The sequence below is a fragment of the Streptomyces sp. 8N706 genome, from assembly GCF_052245415.1.
GTDB lineage: Bacteria > Actinomycetota > Actinomycetes > Streptomycetales > Streptomycetaceae > Streptomyces.
Genome location: NZ_JBQQBW010000080.1, coordinates 1 through 16,504 on the forward strand (window position 1 = coordinate 1; position 16,504 = coordinate 16,504).

General features: G+C 72.1%; 15 protein-coding genes. 7 read left to right on the forward strand and 8 right to left on the reverse strand.

Annotated features, from left to right (window positions below; translation table 11 throughout):
- Positions 1–565 precede the first annotated feature (565 nt).
- The 4 genes from gntA (at position 566) to ACTWQE_RS24730 (ending at position 4,492) form a co-directional block, all read left to right on the forward strand.
- Positions 566–1,384, forward strand: a complete 819-nt coding sequence (gene gntA / locus ACTWQE_RS24715) for a guanitoxin biosynthesis heme-dependent pre-guanitoxin N-hydroxylase GntA (RefSeq protein WP_443331233.1) — start codon at positions 566–568, stop codon at positions 1,382–1,384.
- A 395-nt stretch (positions 1,385–1,779) separates the two neighbouring features.
- Positions 1,780–2,955, forward strand: a complete 1,176-nt coding sequence (locus tag ACTWQE_RS24720) for a macrolide family glycosyltransferase (protein ID WP_443331234.1) — start codon at positions 1,780–1,782, stop codon at positions 2,953–2,955.
- 97 nt (positions 2,956–3,052) lie between these two features.
- Positions 3,053–3,208, forward strand: coding sequence for a hypothetical protein (locus tag ACTWQE_RS24725; protein ID WP_443331235.1), 156 nt, complete (start codon positions 3,053–3,055; stop codon positions 3,206–3,208).
- A 366-nt stretch (positions 3,209–3,574) separates the two neighbouring features.
- Complete coding sequence (locus tag ACTWQE_RS24730; protein ID WP_443331236.1) at positions 3,575–4,492, forward strand: hypothetical protein; 918 nt, start codon at positions 3,575–3,577, stop codon at positions 4,490–4,492.
- Between the two features lie 124 nt (positions 4,493–4,616).
- On the opposite strand, the gene ACTWQE_RS24735 is transcribed toward ACTWQE_RS24730, so the two are convergent.
- From ACTWQE_RS24735 to ACTWQE_RS24745, 3 genes are all read right to left on the reverse strand, one after another.
- A complete protein-coding gene (locus ACTWQE_RS24735; protein WP_443331237.1) occupies positions 4,617–5,306 on the reverse strand; it encodes a LuxR C-terminal-related transcriptional regulator in 690 nt (229 codons plus the stop codon).
- Positions 5,303–6,616, reverse strand: coding sequence for a PspC domain-containing protein (locus tag ACTWQE_RS24740; protein WP_443331238.1), 1,314 nt, complete (start codon positions 6,614–6,616; stop codon positions 5,303–5,305). Before ACTWQE_RS24740 ends, ACTWQE_RS24735 begins: the two co-directional genes overlap by 4 nt.
- Before the next feature lie 236 nt (positions 6,617–6,852).
- A complete protein-coding gene (locus ACTWQE_RS24745) occupies positions 6,853–8,565 on the reverse strand; it encodes a serine/threonine-protein kinase (RefSeq protein WP_443331239.1) in 1,713 nt (570 codons plus the stop codon).
- Between the two features lie 152 nt (positions 8,566–8,717).
- Between ACTWQE_RS24745 and ACTWQE_RS24750 the strand changes: the two genes are divergently transcribed.
- Both ACTWQE_RS24750 and ACTWQE_RS24755 read left to right on the forward strand, forming a co-directional pair.
- On the forward strand, positions 8,718–10,031 hold the full coding sequence (locus ACTWQE_RS24750; protein ID WP_443331240.1) for a PspC domain-containing protein: 1,314 nt from the start codon (positions 8,718–8,720) through the stop codon (positions 10,029–10,031).
- A complete protein-coding gene (locus ACTWQE_RS24755) occupies positions 10,018–10,254 on the forward strand; it encodes a hypothetical protein (RefSeq protein WP_443331241.1) in 237 nt (78 codons plus the stop codon). The genes ACTWQE_RS24750 and ACTWQE_RS24755 overlap by 14 nt, the downstream gene beginning before the upstream one ends.
- 209 nt (positions 10,255–10,463) lie before the next feature.
- On the opposite strand, the gene ACTWQE_RS24760 is transcribed toward ACTWQE_RS24755, so the two are convergent.
- Entirely contained in the window at positions 10,464–11,378 is a 915-nt protein-coding gene (locus ACTWQE_RS24760) for a LysR family transcriptional regulator (RefSeq protein WP_443331256.1), read from the reverse strand.
- 96 nt (positions 11,379–11,474) lie between these two features.
- Between ACTWQE_RS24760 and ACTWQE_RS24765 the strand changes: the two genes are divergently transcribed.
- The gene (locus ACTWQE_RS24765) at positions 11,475–11,702 is read left to right on the forward strand and encodes a hypothetical protein (RefSeq protein WP_443331257.1); all 228 of its coding nucleotides are present in this window, start codon (positions 11,475–11,477) and stop codon (positions 11,700–11,702) included.
- A gap of 451 nt (positions 11,703–12,153) precedes the next feature.
- Here ACTWQE_RS24765 and ACTWQE_RS24770 read toward each other — a convergent pair whose 3' ends face one another.
- The 4 genes from ACTWQE_RS24770 to ACTWQE_RS24785 all read right to left on the reverse strand — a co-directional run bounded on the left by ACTWQE_RS24770 (position 12,154) and on the right by ACTWQE_RS24785 (position 16,346).
- Positions 12,154–13,353, reverse strand: coding sequence for a caspase, EACC1-associated type (locus ACTWQE_RS24770; protein WP_443331242.1), 1,200 nt, complete (start codon positions 13,351–13,353; stop codon positions 12,154–12,156).
- A gap of 248 nt (positions 13,354–13,601) precedes the next feature.
- Positions 13,602–14,000 (reverse strand): effector-associated constant component EACC1, encoded by a 399-nt coding sequence (locus ACTWQE_RS24775; RefSeq protein WP_443331243.1) that lies wholly within the window; start codon positions 13,998–14,000, stop codon positions 13,602–13,604.
- Positions 14,001–14,139: 139 nt separating this feature from the next.
- Positions 14,140–15,387 carry a hypothetical protein gene (locus ACTWQE_RS24780; RefSeq protein ID WP_443331244.1) on the reverse strand — a complete coding sequence of 416 codons (1,248 nt, stop codon included), beginning with the start codon at positions 15,385–15,387 and terminating at the stop codon, positions 14,140–14,142.
- The gene (locus ACTWQE_RS24785; RefSeq protein WP_443331245.1) at positions 15,384–16,346 is read right to left on the reverse strand and encodes a hypothetical protein; all 963 of its coding nucleotides are present in this window, start codon (positions 16,344–16,346) and stop codon (positions 15,384–15,386) included. The genes ACTWQE_RS24780 and ACTWQE_RS24785 overlap by 4 nt, the downstream gene beginning before the upstream one ends.
- Positions 16,347–16,504 lie beyond the last annotated feature (158 nt).

The window sequence follows — 16,504 nt, forward strand, 5'->3', positions numbered from 1 at the left end:
GGCGGGTGGGTTCTACCAATCCACCCATTCCTTGCATAAGGCGCTCGGATCTCGACGCCCGAAGCCCGGGGCCCGTGACTCGACGCTCGAAGCCCGTCCCCCGAGCTCCGGGGACATCCGGGGACCCCCGGAGCTGGAGCGGGCCCGGCCACAGCCGGGGCTTCCCGGGCGGGCGCCGGACAGCCCCTGGACGACCGCCGGCCATCCTCCCCGCCCCCCGGGGGAGGCTTCAGCGGCACCGGGGCCCGGATGGAAGAAGCGTTCACCGTTCCTTGCGAGGGGGCGGTAGCCGCTCGATCCGCCCGCGAAATGCCGTGAACGTTCCAATATGAGCAATTACTCGCAACGGACCTCGCCACCGAATTTCGCTGATCGGCCTTCGGCCGTCACAATCACCCAGACACCTTCCCCGTTTCCCAGCGGACCCGATCCTGCCTGCGTGCGGTTACGACTCCCGTAGCCGCCAGTGGCCCCGGGTGGCCGCAGGTGTGGGGTGGGTGCATTCACATGGGCGAAGGAGATGATCTCCCTCCGAGGAGGCACGTAATTGGAAGGAAGGCTGGCCATGACTGCGGATGCGCGTGGCGAGGTCGAGGAGTTCATCCTCGGGGACCGGTTCTCCTGCCTGGCGGGTCGCTCCGCCTGGCGCAGGGGCGGCATCACCCACCGGCACTACGACCTGCTGGGAAGCGAGGAGTCCGCCCGGCTGATGGCCCTCGATCTCGCGGAGTTCGTGGGATCGGCGGACTGGAGCGCTCGGACGTTCACCAGCTTCATCGCCACCTTCGCGCAACCGCGCGGGGTGGATGAGCTGCGGTTCGAAGAGCTTCTGTGGCAACAGTTGCAGCTGCTCCACGAACAGGACGCGGAGTCCCATCGCTGGGCCGAGGGCTACTCGTCGGATCCCCAGTCCAAGGAGTTCGCGTTCAGCGTGGCCGGCCACCCCTTCTTCGTGATCGGCCTGCACGAGACCCACCGCAGGTGGGGCCGCCGGCCTCCCTTCCCGATGCTGGCTTTCAACTCCCACGAGCAGTTCGACCGGATCAAGGTCGCCCGGATGTGGGACCGACTGGCGGAAAAGATACGCAAGCAGGACATTCAGCTGCAGGGCGACATCAATCCCAACCTGTACGAGTACGAGGATCTCTCCGAGGCCCGCCGCTACTCCGGCCGCCCCAAGCCCGCCGAGTGGCAGTGCCCCTTCGTTGCCCGCGAAACGGAACGGGAGCGTGCGGTGGAGCAGGAACTGGTCACCTCAGGCCTCGCTGTCTCCGGTTCCAACGATCCTGTATCAGCTTCTGCGGAGCCGGCGCTGTCCGTCATGGCCCCAGGTCGCGTCCCCGCAGGAGTGGGAAACCACCACGACCGAGCATCCGGGGCCTGAGCATCGCGATCCGGTTCGACTGTCCTTCGACTCCGCCGGAGTTCCAGGGGACGGCCGGACCGGCGATGGCAGCTTCCCGACGGCGGTCGCGGTCGATGGACGGCGGCGGGGGTGCGCCCCGGTTCTGCCCCTGCCCGCGGAAGTTCTGAGACCGGTGAACTGAGACCGGTGAACAGAGCCATCCTTTAAAGCGGTGGCGCCGGCCGCGTCGGAGACTTACATTCCCGGCATGGCCTTCCTTCAGATCTACGGCTGACACAGCGGGGGACGACGTCCCCCGCTTCCGTCCCGCAGTGCGGTGCGTGCGCCCCGCGACAGGCTCTGCCGTCGCGGTGCGCCGGACACGCCCGCCTGCCGCGTCCTGTCAGCCGTAGATCTGAAACGAGTGATCTTCCATGTCTCGTCGCCGTGCCCATCTCGCCATGGTCGGCATTCCCGCCGTCAGCCACACCCTTCCCAGCCTCGAGGTCGTGCGCGAGCTGGTCGCTCGCGGCCACCGGGTGACGTACGCCAACGACCCCGCCGTGGCCGACCTGGTCACCTCCACCGGCGCGGAGTTCGTGCCGTACACCTCCGCATTGCCGGTCGCCGACAACGACTGGCCCGACGACCCCATCGCCGCGATGGAACTCTTCCTCGACGACGCCATCCAGGTACTCCCGCAGCTGCGCGCCGCGTACGACCGCGACCGCGCCGACCTGTACCTGTACGACATCGGCGCCTGGGCCGCCCGTGCCCTCGCCGAGGCCCAGGGCCGTCCCATCGTCCAGCTGTCGCCCACCTACGTGGCGTGGAAGAGCTACGAGCAGGACGTCGCGGCGGAGCTGTGGGCGCTGCCCGGCGCCGACGTGTACCGGGCGAAGTTCGCCGCGTGGCTCGCCGAATGCGGGGCCTCCACCACGGATGTGGACGCCTTCTCCGGCCGGCCCCGACGGGCTCTGGCCCTCATCCCCCAGGCCATGCAGCCTCACCTGGACGAGGTCGACACGGATGCGGTGACGTTCGTCGGTCCCTGCCTCGGCAAGCGTACGGACCAAGGCGACTGGACGCGTCCGGCCGGAGCGGAAAACGTGCTTCTGATCTCCCTGGGCTCCGCCTATACGCGGCAGCCGGAGTTCTACCGCCAGTGCCTGGCCGCCTTCGGCGACCTGCCGGGCTGGCACGTCGTCCTCCAGATCGGGACGTACACCGACCCGAAGGAACTCGGCGACATTCCGTCCAACGTCGAAGTACACGCGTGGGTCCCGCAACTGGCCGTCCTGAAGCAGGCCGACGCGTTCATCACCCACGCGGGGATGGGCGGCAGCAACGAAGGGCTGCTCACCGGCGTCCCCATGATCGCTGTCCCCCAGGGCGCCGAGCAGTACAACAACGCCGACCGGCTGGTCGAACTGGGCGTGGCACGCCGCATCGACACCCCGGACGCCACCGCCGAGGCCCTCCGTACCGCCCTCATCGAGCTCACCGCCGATCAGGAGGTCACTCGCCGCTCTGCCCAACTCAGCGCCCAGGCACGCGCGGAAGGCGGCACGACGCGGGCTGCCGACCTCATCGAGGACATGTTGGGCTGACGCCCTCAGGGCAGGGGCTGCTCAGAGCCCGGGGCCCGGGGTCCGGAGGTACGACTCCGGACCCCGGGCTCCGGCGTTCGTCCTGAGGTTGCCCGCCGTGGCGAGCTCTTACGGAACGGGCTGCGCGGCGGCGTACGCCACGAACTTCGCCCAGGTGGCGGACGTGAAGGCAAGCTCGGGGTTGGTGACCAACGCCTGCAAGCACGCACGGGTCTCACCGGGCCGGGAGATCAGCGCGCTGCGTTCTCCGTGACGAGAAGCTGCGGATCGAGGTCTCGGACGCGAGTGACGAACCGCCGCGGCCACGGCACGCGTCACCGGAGGACGAGTCCGGGCGGGGCCTCGCGCTCGTGGCCGCGCTCGCGCACGAGATGGGGCGCGTAACCGCGCCTGCGGCATCGGCAAGACCGTGTGGTTCGTGCTCACTCTCGAGCCGGAGGACCAGCTGTCTTGGGATACCCGCGGGAAACCTTGGATCGATCTCTACCTAGGACAACCGTCCTCGTGCATAGTGGTCATCTTCTTGATCACAGATGGCTGAAATTACATACCAAGGGACCGAAAGATGGCGTGTGAGCGGTGCAGCGGTCGAGACAAGCCGTGGTCGAGGCGGCCCTGCGTGTGCCGCCTCGCGTCGGACCCGTCGGAGCCCTGGATCATCCGTGACACGCTCTACGGCCGCTGGACCACGCTCTCGCGCCCGCGCAAGGTGGTCATCGTGGGGGGCGCTCTCCTGGCGCTGAGCGCGCTGGCCGGTGTCATGCTCCTGATGGAGTCCCAGGCAGCGCCGACGGATTCGGACTCACGGACGGAGCAAACGGCGGAGACGGGCATCGAGGCGCCCAAGCCCAGCCTGATCCTGCCCACAGGTGGAGTGGTCGAACCCGAGCCGAGCCCCAGCCGCTCCCCGAAGTCGCCCAAGCCCAAGCCCAAGCCGAAGCCGAAGCCCACCCGCACCCCTTCGCCGTCGCCCAAGCCCAAGCCCACGCAGAAAGAGCCGGCCACACAGTCGGGCCACCTCACGTACTCCGCCTGGGCCGGGCACGGCTGCGCCTCGCCCGAGGACGGCGGCTACGAGGAGCTCGGCCACTGGTCGGACGGCATCGAAGGCTGGTTCACCGTCAGCCCCGGGGGTTACGAGGGAGGCTCGTGCGACGGCTCCTTCGCCAGTGTCCCCATGTCCGGGGACCGAGACCGGGGCAACGGGGCAGCCGTGTGGTGGTGGTCGGTCGGCGACGACTCGGACCGGTGCGACGTCGGCGTGTACATCCCCCGTGGCGACGACCACTCCGTGGCCGGCGACCCGACGACCTACATGGTGTTCACCGACCTCGACGGCCGGTACGCCGACAGCACCACCTTCCGGATCGACCAGATCGCTCACCGGGGCGAGCTGGTCGACGCGGGCACCTTCCGCGTCGAGGGCGGCCGCATCATCGTGAAGCTGCTGGACAGCGGCCAGGACTGGGACGAGGACGGGCCCACGTACGCCCATCACGCCGCGGGGCAGATGAAGGTGACCTGTCGGTCCGACTGATGGCCGACACATCCGCGCCGTCGTCCCGCAACTGCGTTGCCGCTCAAGCAGGTCATCACCGCACGGTGCGGGCGGCCCGGCTCCGGGCCTCCGCGCCGCCGGGGCGCCGGGGCGACTGGGGCGCTCAGACCAGTCGGCGGGCCGTCGCCCAACGGGTCAGTTCGTGGCGGTTGGAAAGTTGCAACTTCCGCAGTACCGCGGAGACATGGGACTCCACCGTCTTCACCGAGATGAACAGCTGCTTGGCGATCTCCTTGTACGCGTATCCGCGCGCGATCAGTCGCAGCACCTCGCGCTCCCGCTGGGTGAGCCGGTCCAGGTCCTCGTCCACCGGCGGGGCGTCCGTCGAGGCGAACGCGTCGAGCACGAAGCCCGCCAGACGGGGCGAGAAGACCGCGTCGTTGTCGGCGACACGGAAGACCGCGTCCACGAGGTCGGTGCCCGTGATGGTCTTGGTGACATAGCCGCGGGCGCCGCCCCGGATGACGCCGATGACGTCCTCGGCCGCGTCCGACACCGACAGCGCCAGGAAGCGCACCGGTCGCTCCGCGTCGGCCATCATCGCGGCGCTGCGGCGCAGCACCTCCACGCCACCGCCGCCCGGCAGGTGCACATCCAGCAGGACGACCTCCGGCCGGGTCGCGGTGATCACGGTGACGGCCTGGTCCACGTCGGCGGCCTCCCCGACCACCTCGACGCCCGTACGGTCCGTCTGCCCGATCTCGGCCTGCACTCCGGTGCGGAACATCCGGTGGTCGTCGACGAGCACCACCCGGACGCGGCGCTCCGTCGTCTCCTCGCTCGCGTCGCTCATGCCGATGCCGCCCTCTCCATCTCCAGCTCCACTTCCGTCCCCCCGTCCGGCGCCGAACGCAACCGCGCCGTGCCGCCGTTGCGCTGCATTCTGCCGATGATGGACTCGCGTACACCCATCCGGTCCTCCGGAACGGCGTCCAGGTCGAACCCCGGCCCCCGGTCCCGTACGGCCACGAAGGCGGTTCTTCCCTCGACTTCGGCGTAGACCTGTACCGTCCCGCCCTCGCCACCGTACTTGGCGGCGTTGACCATCGCCTCGCGCGCGGCCTGCATCTGTGCGGTCAGCTTCTCGTCCAGCGGGCAGTCGCCGACGCAGACCACCTCGACCGGCACTCCGTGATGGTCCTCGACCTCGGCCGCCGTACGCCGCACCGCCTCCGCGAGGGTGTCCGGCTCGTCGGCCTCCTCCTTGCCGGTGCCCTCGGGCTTGTAGAGCCAGACGCGCAGCTCCCGCTCCTGCGCGCGGGCCAGCCGTGCCACTTCCCTGGGGTCGTCGGCGTTGCGTTGGATGAGGGTGAGGGTGTGCAGGACGGAGTCGTGGACGTGCGCCGCGACCTCGGCGCGCTCCTGGGCGCGGATGCGCATCAGCCGTTCCTCGGAGAGGTCCTGTGTCATCCGTACGACATAGGGGCCCGCGAGCAGCGCGATGCCGACGAGGACGGCGAGCGAGGCCTGGAGCACCGCGCCGAGGTGCCTGGCCGAGCCCTGCAGGACGACGATGCCGGTGATCCCGGCCCCGACGAGCAGCACTCCGGCGGCGCTGCGGACGACGGGCAGGACGCGTTTGCTGCGGCCGACCTCCATCCAGTGCGCGCGGCGGGCGTTGTCGGCCTGCCGCCAGACGAGTGCGACACCGGCGCCGATCAGCAGGGCAGGCCAGACGTAGGCGTTGGCGGCCCGGCCGAGCTGGAGGTTGTCCACGAGGATCGCGAGCGCGGCCACCAGCGCCAGGAGGGCGAAGAGCCGGCCCTTGTCGGGCTTGCGGACGAAGAGGCGACGCCGTCCGCCCGCGCCGGTCCCGGCCGGAGGCCAGTCGGCGCGCGAGCTGTCGACACCGCCGACACCGAGCGGTACGACGAACCAGAACGCCGCGTACAGCAGGGCTCCGAGCCCCTCCACCATGAGCAGCGCCACGAAGACGATACGGACCCATGACACCGGCACCCCGAGATGGCCGGCGAGACCGCGCGCCGCACCGCCGAGCATCCGTCCCTCGGCGCTGCGGTAGAGCTTGCGCACGGGAGGGTCGTCGGAGGGGTCGGGCGCCGGGGCGTACGGGCTCCCCGCGCGGGTGGAGGCGGCGGTCATGAACCGATCGTCACACGTAGGGGCCTACGCGGGCATCAGGGTGGACCCTGATGAGGCCCCGATGTCCCGGGCCGGCCTTGTCCCGGATCCGCCCTGGTACCCGGGCCGCCGTTGTCCCGGCCCCCCTTTACCCGAACGGCCTCGTACCCGAACGGCCTCGTACCCGCCCGGCCTCGTACCCGATCCGGCCTCGTACCCGACCCGGCCTTGCCCGACGGCCGGGCAGAAGCAGGTGCCTACGCACTCGGCAGGCGCAACCCGTCCCGTACGACGTCGAAGATGGGCCGGTGGCGGTCCCACTCGTCTGCCGGGGCCGAGAGGTAGATCGCGTACTCCTTGCCGCCCTCGCGCCCGAAACCGAGGTCGATGGCGCGGTACGTGCGGGCGCTTCCCTCGAAGGTCAGCTCCCACACCGCGGCGGGCTCGCCCCGGAACGTGGTGCGCTGCAAACGCAGCTGCTTGTACGTCGGTTCCTCGGCCTTCAGCTTCCGTTCGACGTCCTTGAAGTGCTGCAGCGGCTTGCCGCTCGCGAAGTCGAGAACGTTGATCTTTATGCCGACCCGGCCGGTGGCATCCAGATAGTTGATCTCCTGCCCCGACTTCACCCGGCGTCTCCAGCCGTTGGGCAGAGGGAAGGAGATGTCGAACTGCTTCTCGTGGAACAGGTGATAGCCGGACGGAGCGGGGGACGGCTCGGGCGACGTGGACGCCTCTCCGCCCGCTTCCGGACCGGAGGCGGCTCCCGACACCTTCACACCGCTGTCCGCGTCGCGCAGGGCCAGCAGGGTGCCGCCGACCGCCAGGGCTGTCACGAGGACACCGGTGACGGCCCACAGCCCGGTCCGCCGCAGCCTCTGTCTGTCCGAGGGCTCCGGGGGGCCGGACGGCGTCCGGGCGGTCGCCGCGTCGCTGCCGCGGCGGGTGGTGGCGCCCCCGGCACCACCCGGTCCCGCGTCCGTGACCGAGCCCCCGCCCGTGCCCCCGCCCGAGCCGGTGCCGGAACCGCCCGAGCCGGTACCCGTACTGCCCGAACCCGTACCCGTACCACGAGAACCCGAGCCCGAACCCGTACGTCCCGCGCCCAGGAGCAGTGTCGGGTCCACGGCCGCCGTCTCCGCCTCGGCCGCCGGTACCCGGAGGCCGCGCTCCACGGTCTCCGCGTCCGGCCGTGCCTCCGGCTCCTTCGCCAGGAGCTGTTCGATCAGCCCGGTGAGGGCCCCGGCCCGCCGCGGCGGCTCCAGGGGATCGACGGCGATGGAGTACGCCGTCTCGATGGCCGTGGCCTTGCGGAACGGAGGCCGCCCTTCAACGGCCTGATAGAGCGTCGCGCCCAGCGCCCACAGGTCGGAGGCGGGCCCCGGGTTCCCGCCCCTGACGCGCTCGGGGGCCACATAGTCGATGGACCCGACCAGTTCGCCCGTCCTGGTGAGCGTGGAGGTGCCGGAGGCCATGGCGATGCCGAAGTCGGTCAGCACGACCCGGCCGTCGGCGCCCAGCAGGACGTTGCCCGGCTTGACGTCCCGGTGGAGCACTCCGGCGGCGTGGGCCGCCCGTAGCGCCGCGATCATGCTCCGGCCGATCCGGGCCGCCTCCTGCGGTGACACGGGCCCGTCCTCCTTGAGCACCTCACCGAGCGTCCGGGACGGCACGTACTCCATGACGATGCACGGCAGCCCCTCGTCGTCGACGACGTCATGCACGACGACCACGTTCAGATGGGCGATACGGGCGGCACTGCGCGCCTCGCGGCGGGTGCGCTCGTAGAGGGTGGCGCGTTCGTCGTCGGCCAGATGCGGCGGCACATGCAGCTTTTTCAGGGCGACATGACGGCCCAGCATCTCGTCCTCGGCCCGCCACACGGTGCCCATGCCTCCGCGGCCTATCCGCTCCAGCAGCCGGTACCGGGCAGCGACCAGCCGCCCCTCATCCGACTCCGCACCTTTCGCCACGTGTGCCCGCCCCTTGCCCCTTGCTTCCCCCGCCCGCCATGTCCCCGACACGATAACCGCCGCCTCCTGCCCGTCCCCAGGGGGGAGATCTCAGGGTCGGGCCAGGGTCGAGCCGGGTGCACAGGGGGTCGCCGGGCCGTCACCATGGACGGATGACCGACCGCCAGACCGCCCCCGGTGCACCGCCCGCGCCCGGGGACGCGCACCGTACGAGCCCACCGCTGCGCCGGAGCCGCGGCAACAAGGTGGTCGCGGGCGTGTGCGGCGGGCTCGGACGCCACTACGACATCGACCCGCTCATCTTCCGCGTCGTGCTGGCCGTGCTCGCGGTCTCGGGCGGCGTCGGTCTCCTCGTATACGGGTTCGCGTGGCTGCTGATGCCCCTCGACGGCGAGGAGGAGAACGAGGGCCGTCGACTGCTGTCCGGACGGGTGGAGGGCCCGGCGCTGACCGCCGTCCTGTGCGCGCTCGTCGGCTGCGGTCTGCTGCTGTCGGTTCTCGGCAACGGCACGGTCCTGACGTTCGCGACGCTGCTGTCGGCCGCCGTGATCGGTGGCGCCCACTGGTCGCGCCGCCGGCGTCACCCGGAGCGGGAGGGCGGCGCCGCGGACGGGGCGGCGTCCCCGGCGGCCGGCGGCGTCTCCCCTGGTCCGGGCCATGGAGCGGCCCCTCCCGAGACCCAGGCACCGCCCGCGCCGGGCGCCCCGTCCTGGTGGCGCGAACCGATCGTCAAGGACGGTACGAGCGGCACTACCGGCACGGGCTATCTCTGGGGGCCGGACGACGGACCGTTCGACAAGAAGGCGACGGCCGCGCGGCCCTTCGGGTCCCGTGAGCGGACCGGGATCGGCGGCAGGGTCTTCCTTCTCGCGGTGGCCGCGGGCGCGGCGGGCACCCTCGCCTCCTGGGACGCCCAACCGCTCGGTACGAGCCTGGAGATCGGTCTCGTCTGCGTGCTGGGTGTGCTGGGTCTCGGGCTCGTGGTCAGCGCCTGGTACGGGCGGACCGGCGGCGGGACGATCGTGTTGGCGCTGCTGACCTGCGTACTGCTGGCGGGCGCGGCGGTCCTGCCGAAGAGCGTCACGGCCGAGTGGACCCGTACGGAGTGGAAACCGGCCTCGGCATCGGCCGTACGGCCCGGCTACGCCCTCGGCACGGGCGTCGGCACGCTGGACCTCTCGGTGCTGGCTCCGGCGAGCGGAGAGACGGTCGCCACGCGGGCGGATGTCGGCGCGGGGAAGCTACGCGTCGTGGTGCCGGCGGGCGCGACGGTGGAGCTCGACGTCGAAGTCGGCCTGGGCGACCTGCGGTTGCCGGGCGACCGGGACGAGGACATCGACGTCTCCCCGGGCCTGCACAGAGAACTGACGCTGAAACCGGCGAGCGGCCGTACGGCGGGCGGCACGCTCGAGCTCGACCTCCAGGCCGGTGTCGGTCAGGTGGAGGTGGCCCGTGCGGGGTCATGAGTTCGAACCGGGCAAGCTGATCGCCGGAATCGTCCTGCTGGTGGCGGCGGTCATCCGGGCTCTGGACGCGGCGGGCGAGTGGGAGACCCCCGTATGGGTGCTGGTCCCGGTTGTCGTCGTCGGCCTCTCCCTCGCGGGCCTGGCCTCGTTCCTCAGCTACGCGTACACGGCTCGCCGCCGCCCGGTGCGACAGCCTTTCCCGCCGGACCACCGGGCGGGGTGACCAGTCGCCTGCGTGGGGCCGGTGACGGGCCGTGGGGCCCGGTGGTGAGACGGCGTGGGGCGGACGCCACGGCGGCGCGGCGTACGGCCGCGTGGCCACCGCGTACGGCCGCGTTGGCCCCACCGCGTACGGCCGCGTGGCAGGCCGCGTACAGCGGCGTGGCGCACCGCGTACGGGCCGCTGAGGCGCAGCCGGAACCGGCTGGTTCGTCAGTCGGCGGGGACCTCGACCGCGGACGGAGCGGCGCGGCGGAGTTCATCCAGGGCCGTCCTGACGGCAGGGTGCTCCCGCCCGCCGCTGCGGGTGCAGGTGAGCAACTTCCGGCTCGGATTGCCCACGCAGGCCAGCCGGGTGACCGGCAGGCGCGGCGCGAGCTCGGCGAGGCGTGGCACGAGAGCAACGCCGAGCCCGTGCGCGACGAGGGCGCCGATCGCGTGCCAATCCCGTGCGTGATGAACGATGTTCGGGGCGAACCCGGCGGCGCCGCACGCCGAGAGGGCGTGTTCGCGGCAGGTGCTCTCGAGCGGGACGATCCACTCCTCCGCCGCGGCCTCGGAGAGCTCGACCCGGTCCCGGTGCGCCAGTGGGTGGGAGGCGGGGACGACGAGGTCGAAGGGGTCGTCCAGCAGCGGCTGTTGATCGAACCGGGTGTCACGGGTCGAGGGGTTTCCCGGCGTTGCCTCCACGACGGCGAGGTCGACCTCCCCCTCGAAGAGGAGATCGAAGCTGCTCCGCACCTCGGTCTCCTGGATCCGTACGGTCAGCCGGGGATGGCGTTCGCGCAGCGTGGCCGCCAGGGGGGCCAGGAGCGTCGACACGGCGACCGGGAAGCCGCTCACCCGCAGCAGACCGGCCGGTTGATCGCCGGTCGCCCGCAGGTCGATCTCGGCCTGTTCCCAACGGGCCTGGATGGCGTCGGCGTGCGCGAGCAGGCTCAACGCGGCGGGCGTGAGCCGGACCCGGCGGCCATAGGGCTCGAGCAGTACGACACCGAGCTCGCGGCCGAGTTGACGGATCTGCTGGGAGGCGGCCGACGGTGTGAAGTGCAGGGCGTTCGCGGCGGCGGTGACCGTGCCGTAGTGCGCCACCGCCCGGAGGACGCGCAGGCGCCGCAAGTCAATCATGTAGGCCATGCTTCACGGTTCACTCCACAAAGGCAACCTGGACGTGCACGGTATGAGCTTCCATGCTGGGTGGTGACGACAGCGGAAGGAGATCCGATCGTGACAAGCCAGTGCCCGCACTGCAGTTGGCCGGACGCACAGCCGTTCCAGGTTGTCTCCCGGCATCGCACCGCCGCCGGAGAGACCGTATGGACCCGTTGCTCCTGCGGTTCCCTGCAAGTGCGCCTGCTCGACGCAGCCGGGGTCCGCATCACCTCACGCGGCCGCCCGGCACACGGCGGGGTCGCACAGCCGGAACCGGTGACGGACTCATGCCTCCGCTGAGCGGAGCCCCTCGTGCAACGCCCCCGTCCTTCAAGGACGGGGGCGGTTCGTGGCGCCGGCGCCCCCTCCACATCGGCACAGGCTGCCGGGTCATCGGAGTGCACGCATACGTCGGCCGTTCGGCGGCAGACCGCCCCCGGCGCCGGGCGAGGCCACACCGGGCGGGTGGAGCGCTCCGGCCCCTCCCGGCGGCCGAGTTCCCGCTCCCCGCGACGGCCGTGCTCCCGTGCCCCGCCCGGGGGCCGTGCTCTCGTACCGTCCCCGTGCATGTTCTCCGCTCTCTCGCGGCAGACCCGCTCCGGCCCTCTCCCGGCAAGCGTGCTCCGCTTCCCCGAGAAGGCGCGCTCCCGCTTCAAGCGTGCTCCGCTTCCCCGGCAGGCGCGCTCCCGCTCTCCCCCGCAGGCGTGCCTCGCTCCTCAACGGCGGGCATGCCTCGCTCCTCCGCGGCTCATCAGCGCGGAGCCGCTGCGCTCCCTGCCGCTCGCTCCCGCCAGTACGCGAGGCTGGCCCGAGCCGCCTCCAGTCCCTGGTCGCCGACCGGGCCGGCCGCCCAGTCGGCGACCGCGGCGTCCAGCAGCTTCACGGCTCCCGCGGCGTCCCCCGCCTCCCCGACGAGAGAGCCCAGGGCATGCCGGTGGGCGAGAACCCGGGGGTCGGTGGCCGAGAACTCCCGCGTGCCGTCCGCGACGATGCCCGCGAAGAGACGTACAGCCTGCTCCAGGCGGTCCGGTTTCGGTATCGCCCCCGCCAGTCCCAGCTGCCGCAGCCGCAGCGCGAAACGGGCCCGGGCCGAGAGCCCCTCCCGGGTCCGGCCGGTCCCGTACGCCGGATTGCGCACCGGGGCCAGGTCGCCGCTGTCCCCGACCGTCCGCTGCGAGGGGACGGGGCACGGCTCGTCAGCGGTGGGCAGGAGGACCGCCAGGTACCGGTACAGCGTCGCCAGATCGAGGTGTGACGGACCGTCCGGCACACCATCCGCGAGGAGCCGCAGCAACTCGCCGGTGAATCCTGTGTGCACGGCCCCCTCTCCGTAGCGCGCCTTCTTCGTCCTCGACGTGGCCGTCAGGAGGTGGATACCGGCGCCCGCGGGGCTGTCGAAGGCCCGGCCCGCGTAACAGCAGTCGAGGATCGCCACCTTGTGGCGCGCCGGAGCCCGTCGCAGCGCCTCGAAAACGGCGTCGACGGGCAGCGAGGTCCGCGCCGCCCGCCCGGGTTCGTCGACCGAGCCGGGGAGCGCGAGGCACAACCGGTCCGCTTCCGCCAGGACACCGTGCCCCGCGTAGTAGAAGAGGCAGAGGTCCAGCCGGTCGACGCCGGACGACGGCAGCAGGTCCAGCACCTCACCGGCGGAGCGCGGGTCCACGACGGTGTGGATCATGGCCGGGTCGAAGCAGCCGAGCGGTCCCGTCAGCGCCTCGGACAGTGCGGCCACATTGGCCGCGGCCTGGCGGACCGGCAGGAGCCCTCCAGGGGTCACCTGCGTGGCCGTACCGACCAGGACGGCGGCGGCGCGCAGGGGGCGGGGCACCTGCAGGGCCCAGCCGCCGCCGGCGCAGCCGTCACCGTCCGGGCCTGAGTCGCCCCGGGCGTCCCCGTTCACACCCTCACGCCGCCGGTCCACACCGCTCCCGTCGCCATCCGCTCCCGCCACGATCCGTTCCGTCCGTCACCTCGCCAGGCACCGTGCGGCCGACCGCCATGGGGCGTAGGGCCCAGCACCGGCACCGGCACCGGACCAGTCCCTTCCGGACCCTCCATCCGTCAACCGCCCCTCCACCCGCTGCCCCGCAAGCCCGCCGTCCGCCCGACGCCCCTCCGGCAGACGCCTCTTCGCCAGATGCCCTTCCGGCAGGCCGAGCCCGCCCGCCCTCCCGGTCGCGGCCGCCCTCGCTCCACCGGTCAACCGCCGGTCCCTGCCGTGCGGTCGGCCCCGCTCTCCCCGCCGCCGTTCACAAAGCGCTCCAAGTCCTCCCGTACGGCGGCCGCCTCAGCCGCGGTGCCCGCCGACAGCTCGATCCGCGCACCGTCGGGGCGCACGGCCCGGAAGACGATGCGCCGTGCCTTGACGCGCTCCGCCAGCCACATGGCGAACGCTCCGACCCCCGCCGTCACCAACGGCTCGACCACGCCCGCCACTTCCACGGCGTCGGCCAGCGCTCCCTGCTCCCCGGGGGCGGGCGGCGCCATCCGTACGCGCGCGGCGCCCCTCAGGTCCTCGTCGTCATCCAGCCACTCCGCGAGATCGCGGGCCAGGCTGTCGGCTTCCGCCGCCGCGCCGTCGAATTCGAACGTGAGCATGGTCCTCTGAGCCCTTCATGGGTGGTGAGTGGTGGTCGCCGGTGACGGCTGGAACCGGATGACGCCCAGTACCCGGTGACGCCCAGTGCGCCGTGGCACGGACACCGGACGGAGAGACGGGATCGAGACGCAGGTGCCGTCACAGCCCGGGGAAGTGCGGGTCCGCCATCGCCCGCGGACCCGGCGTGCCAGACGTGCCCGACGGACCCGCCGCCGACGCCCGGCTACCGGAAGGGCCGCCACGCCGCGCCGCGGTGTCGAAGACGGGCGGCCTGCCCGGAATCTCATACGGGAATCGGAAGGTCGCCGTGGCCTCCGGCAGATCCACCAGATCGCTCAGCATCCGCTCCACCGGACCGAGCCGTCCCGCCGGTGCCCCCTGCCCGTACGCCTCCTCCAGCCAGGTCCGGCCGAGGGCGGCGGCAGTGCTCCAGGCCGCCTCGGCCTCACTCCCGGCCGGAACCCGGACCACAGCACCGTCCGGCGGAGCCGACACCGCCGCCGCGACCAGCTCCGCCAGGTGCGTGGGCGCCGGACCCTCGGAGGCGAGGGTGATACGCAGCCGGTGGACCCGGCCCGCGTACCGGTGCACGGCGTCCTGGTACAGCGGAGCCGCCCGTACGGCGAAGGGGTCGGGCGGCACGGTCTGCTGAAAGACCGGATTCGGCGTCCCGGCCACCGCGAGCCGCCCGTACTCCTGTGCGAGATAGCCGAGCCGGACCCGCAGCCCCTCGTCCGCCGCGCAGGGCTCGAGACAGACGCCGATCATGGTGGGGTGCTCCTGCCGTGCCAGCGCGTCCCACACCGGTTCCCAGGACACCGGCCCGGTGGCCAGCGGGAACACCATGACGCCCACACCGAAGCGGGCGTCGTGCCGGGTCGACCGGGCCCAGGCCAGCCGCTTGCGGACCTCGGCCACACCCGCGGGGCCGGTGGCCGGCCGGGGAGGAGTGAGGGCACGCCGCACCCCGTCCGCGTCGAGCCCGTCGGCCCGCACGTGCCGGGGCACGTACATCAGCCGGGCGCGGAGCGCGCGCGCGGCGTCCTCAGCGGCCGTACGCCCGGGGGCGTGGACCTGCCCGAGCAGCGCGCAGGACACCAGTCCGGTGCCGGGGTCGTTCCGGTAGCGGATCTCGAGCCGCTGGAGACCGCCCGGGACCCACTGGTCGGCGAGCCAGATCTGCTCCCGAAACACCGTCTCCGCCCTGCGCCGCTCCTCCGGCAGATCCGCGTAGCCGCCATGCCCGGCCAGGACGGAATCGGGCTCCAGCCGCGCGCCCACCCACGCCCAACTCCCCTGCGGCCCCGTCGAGACCAGCACATCGGATTCGCCTCCGGCGCCGGGCCCGGGCGCGCTCCCGGCGTCGGGCCGGCTGTCCGTCGTCATGGCCGCGGCGGCTGCGGGGCATCGGGACGGGGCGGCGGCACCGGGGCGGAGGCCGGCGGCGGGGCCTGCCCGGGAGCCGCGGGCATCTGTCCGGGGAACGGCGGGGCGTGCCCCGGTGCCGGCTGGACAGGGTGTCCGGGTGGCGGCGGAGCGGGAACGACGACATCCTCGATCGGCGGCAGACCCTGAGGGAAGCCGTACGCGTCCGGCACGTCGATGCCCTCGATCGCCACCACCAGGCCTTCCCGGCAGGCCAGATGGACGGCCTCACGCATCGCCTGCGGCCGGTCGGCGCGCATCATCTGCTCCTCGGGCGCGTTGTGGCCGGTCACGCCCCTGATGAGGTCACCGAGGAACTGCGCCATCAGCGTCGCGCCCCGGCGCGAACGCCACATCATCCAGCCGAGGTAGAGGCTGGTCCCGTAGCGGAACACGGACACATACGCGGTGTAAGGGCCGTCCGAAAGGACCAGCCGGTTGCTCACGTCCGCCGCGCCTGCGGGCCCGGTGCGCATCCGCCGCTCCTGTACGCGCAGGGGGCTCCGCCGCGCCCGCAGGCTGCCGCGGATCTGGCTGTACACCGACGCGGCCCGGTCCTCGCGGTCGGCGAGCAGCACCCGCCAGGCAGCGATGGGCTCCGGCATACGGGACATCAGCAGCACGAGCCAGAAGACGACGCCCGAGGCGATGAAGCCGAAGACGAGCCACCCGCCGCCCGAACTGTCGTCCGAGCCGCCGTAGTAGGAGGACTGGCCTGCCGCGGAGATCAGCGACAGGGTGCCGATCAGGAGAGGAATCACCGCGACGAGCACCGAGGCGATGAAGGCCCGCAGCCACAGCTGAAAAATGATCTTCCAGCTGATGCTCTCACCGAGGGCGAGCTCGATGTCCCCGTGACGCAGCGTCTTGTCCAGATACGCGGCGTTCCCGTCTCCTCCGCGCCAGCCCGGCATCTGCATGCCGTCACCTGTGATCACCTTGCACCCCCGATGAGGTCATCCACACTGGATCAGAGGCGCCAGACTCCCACGCCGGAACCCCCAAGTACACCGAGAATAAAGGAAGTTTAAGCTCCGATTTCGTACCCGGCGCCGGACCCGCGGCGTGTCGGGGACAG

What these genes read in the sequence shown, in the direction of transcription:
- ACTWQE_RS24785 (WP_443331245.1), bottom strand. Translation starts at nt 16,346, where the DNA reads ATGCAGATGCCGGGCTGGCGCGGAGGAGACGGGAACGCCGCGTATCTG.
- ACTWQE_RS24720 (WP_443331234.1), top strand. Translation starts at nt 1,780, where the DNA reads ATGTCTCGTCGCCGTGCCCATCTCGCCATGGTCGGCATTCCCGCCGTC.
- gntA (WP_443331233.1), top strand. Translation starts at nt 566, where the DNA reads ATGACTGCGGATGCGCGTGGCGAGGTCGAGGAGTTCATCCTCGGGGAC.
- ACTWQE_RS24740 (WP_443331238.1), bottom strand. Translation starts at nt 6,616, where the DNA reads ATGACCGCCGCCTCCACCCGCGCGGGGAGCCCGTACGCCCCGGCGCCC.
- ACTWQE_RS24775 (WP_443331243.1), bottom strand. Translation starts at nt 14,000, where the DNA reads ATGCTCACGTTCGAATTCGACGGCGCGGCGGCGGAAGCCGACAGCCTG.
- ACTWQE_RS24780 (WP_443331244.1), bottom strand. Translation starts at nt 15,387, where the DNA reads ATGACGACGGACAGCCGGCCCGACGCCGGGAGCGCGCCCGGGCCCGGC.
- ACTWQE_RS24760 (WP_443331256.1), bottom strand. Translation starts at nt 11,378, where the DNA reads ATGATTGACTTGCGGCGCCTGCGCGTCCTCCGGGCGGTGGCGCACTAC.
- ACTWQE_RS24750 (WP_443331240.1), top strand. Translation starts at nt 8,718, where the DNA reads ATGACCGACCGCCAGACCGCCCCCGGTGCACCGCCCGCGCCCGGGGAC.
- ACTWQE_RS24735 (WP_443331237.1), bottom strand. Translation starts at nt 5,306, where the DNA reads ATGAGCGACGCGAGCGAGGAGACGACGGAGCGCCGCGTCCGGGTGGTG.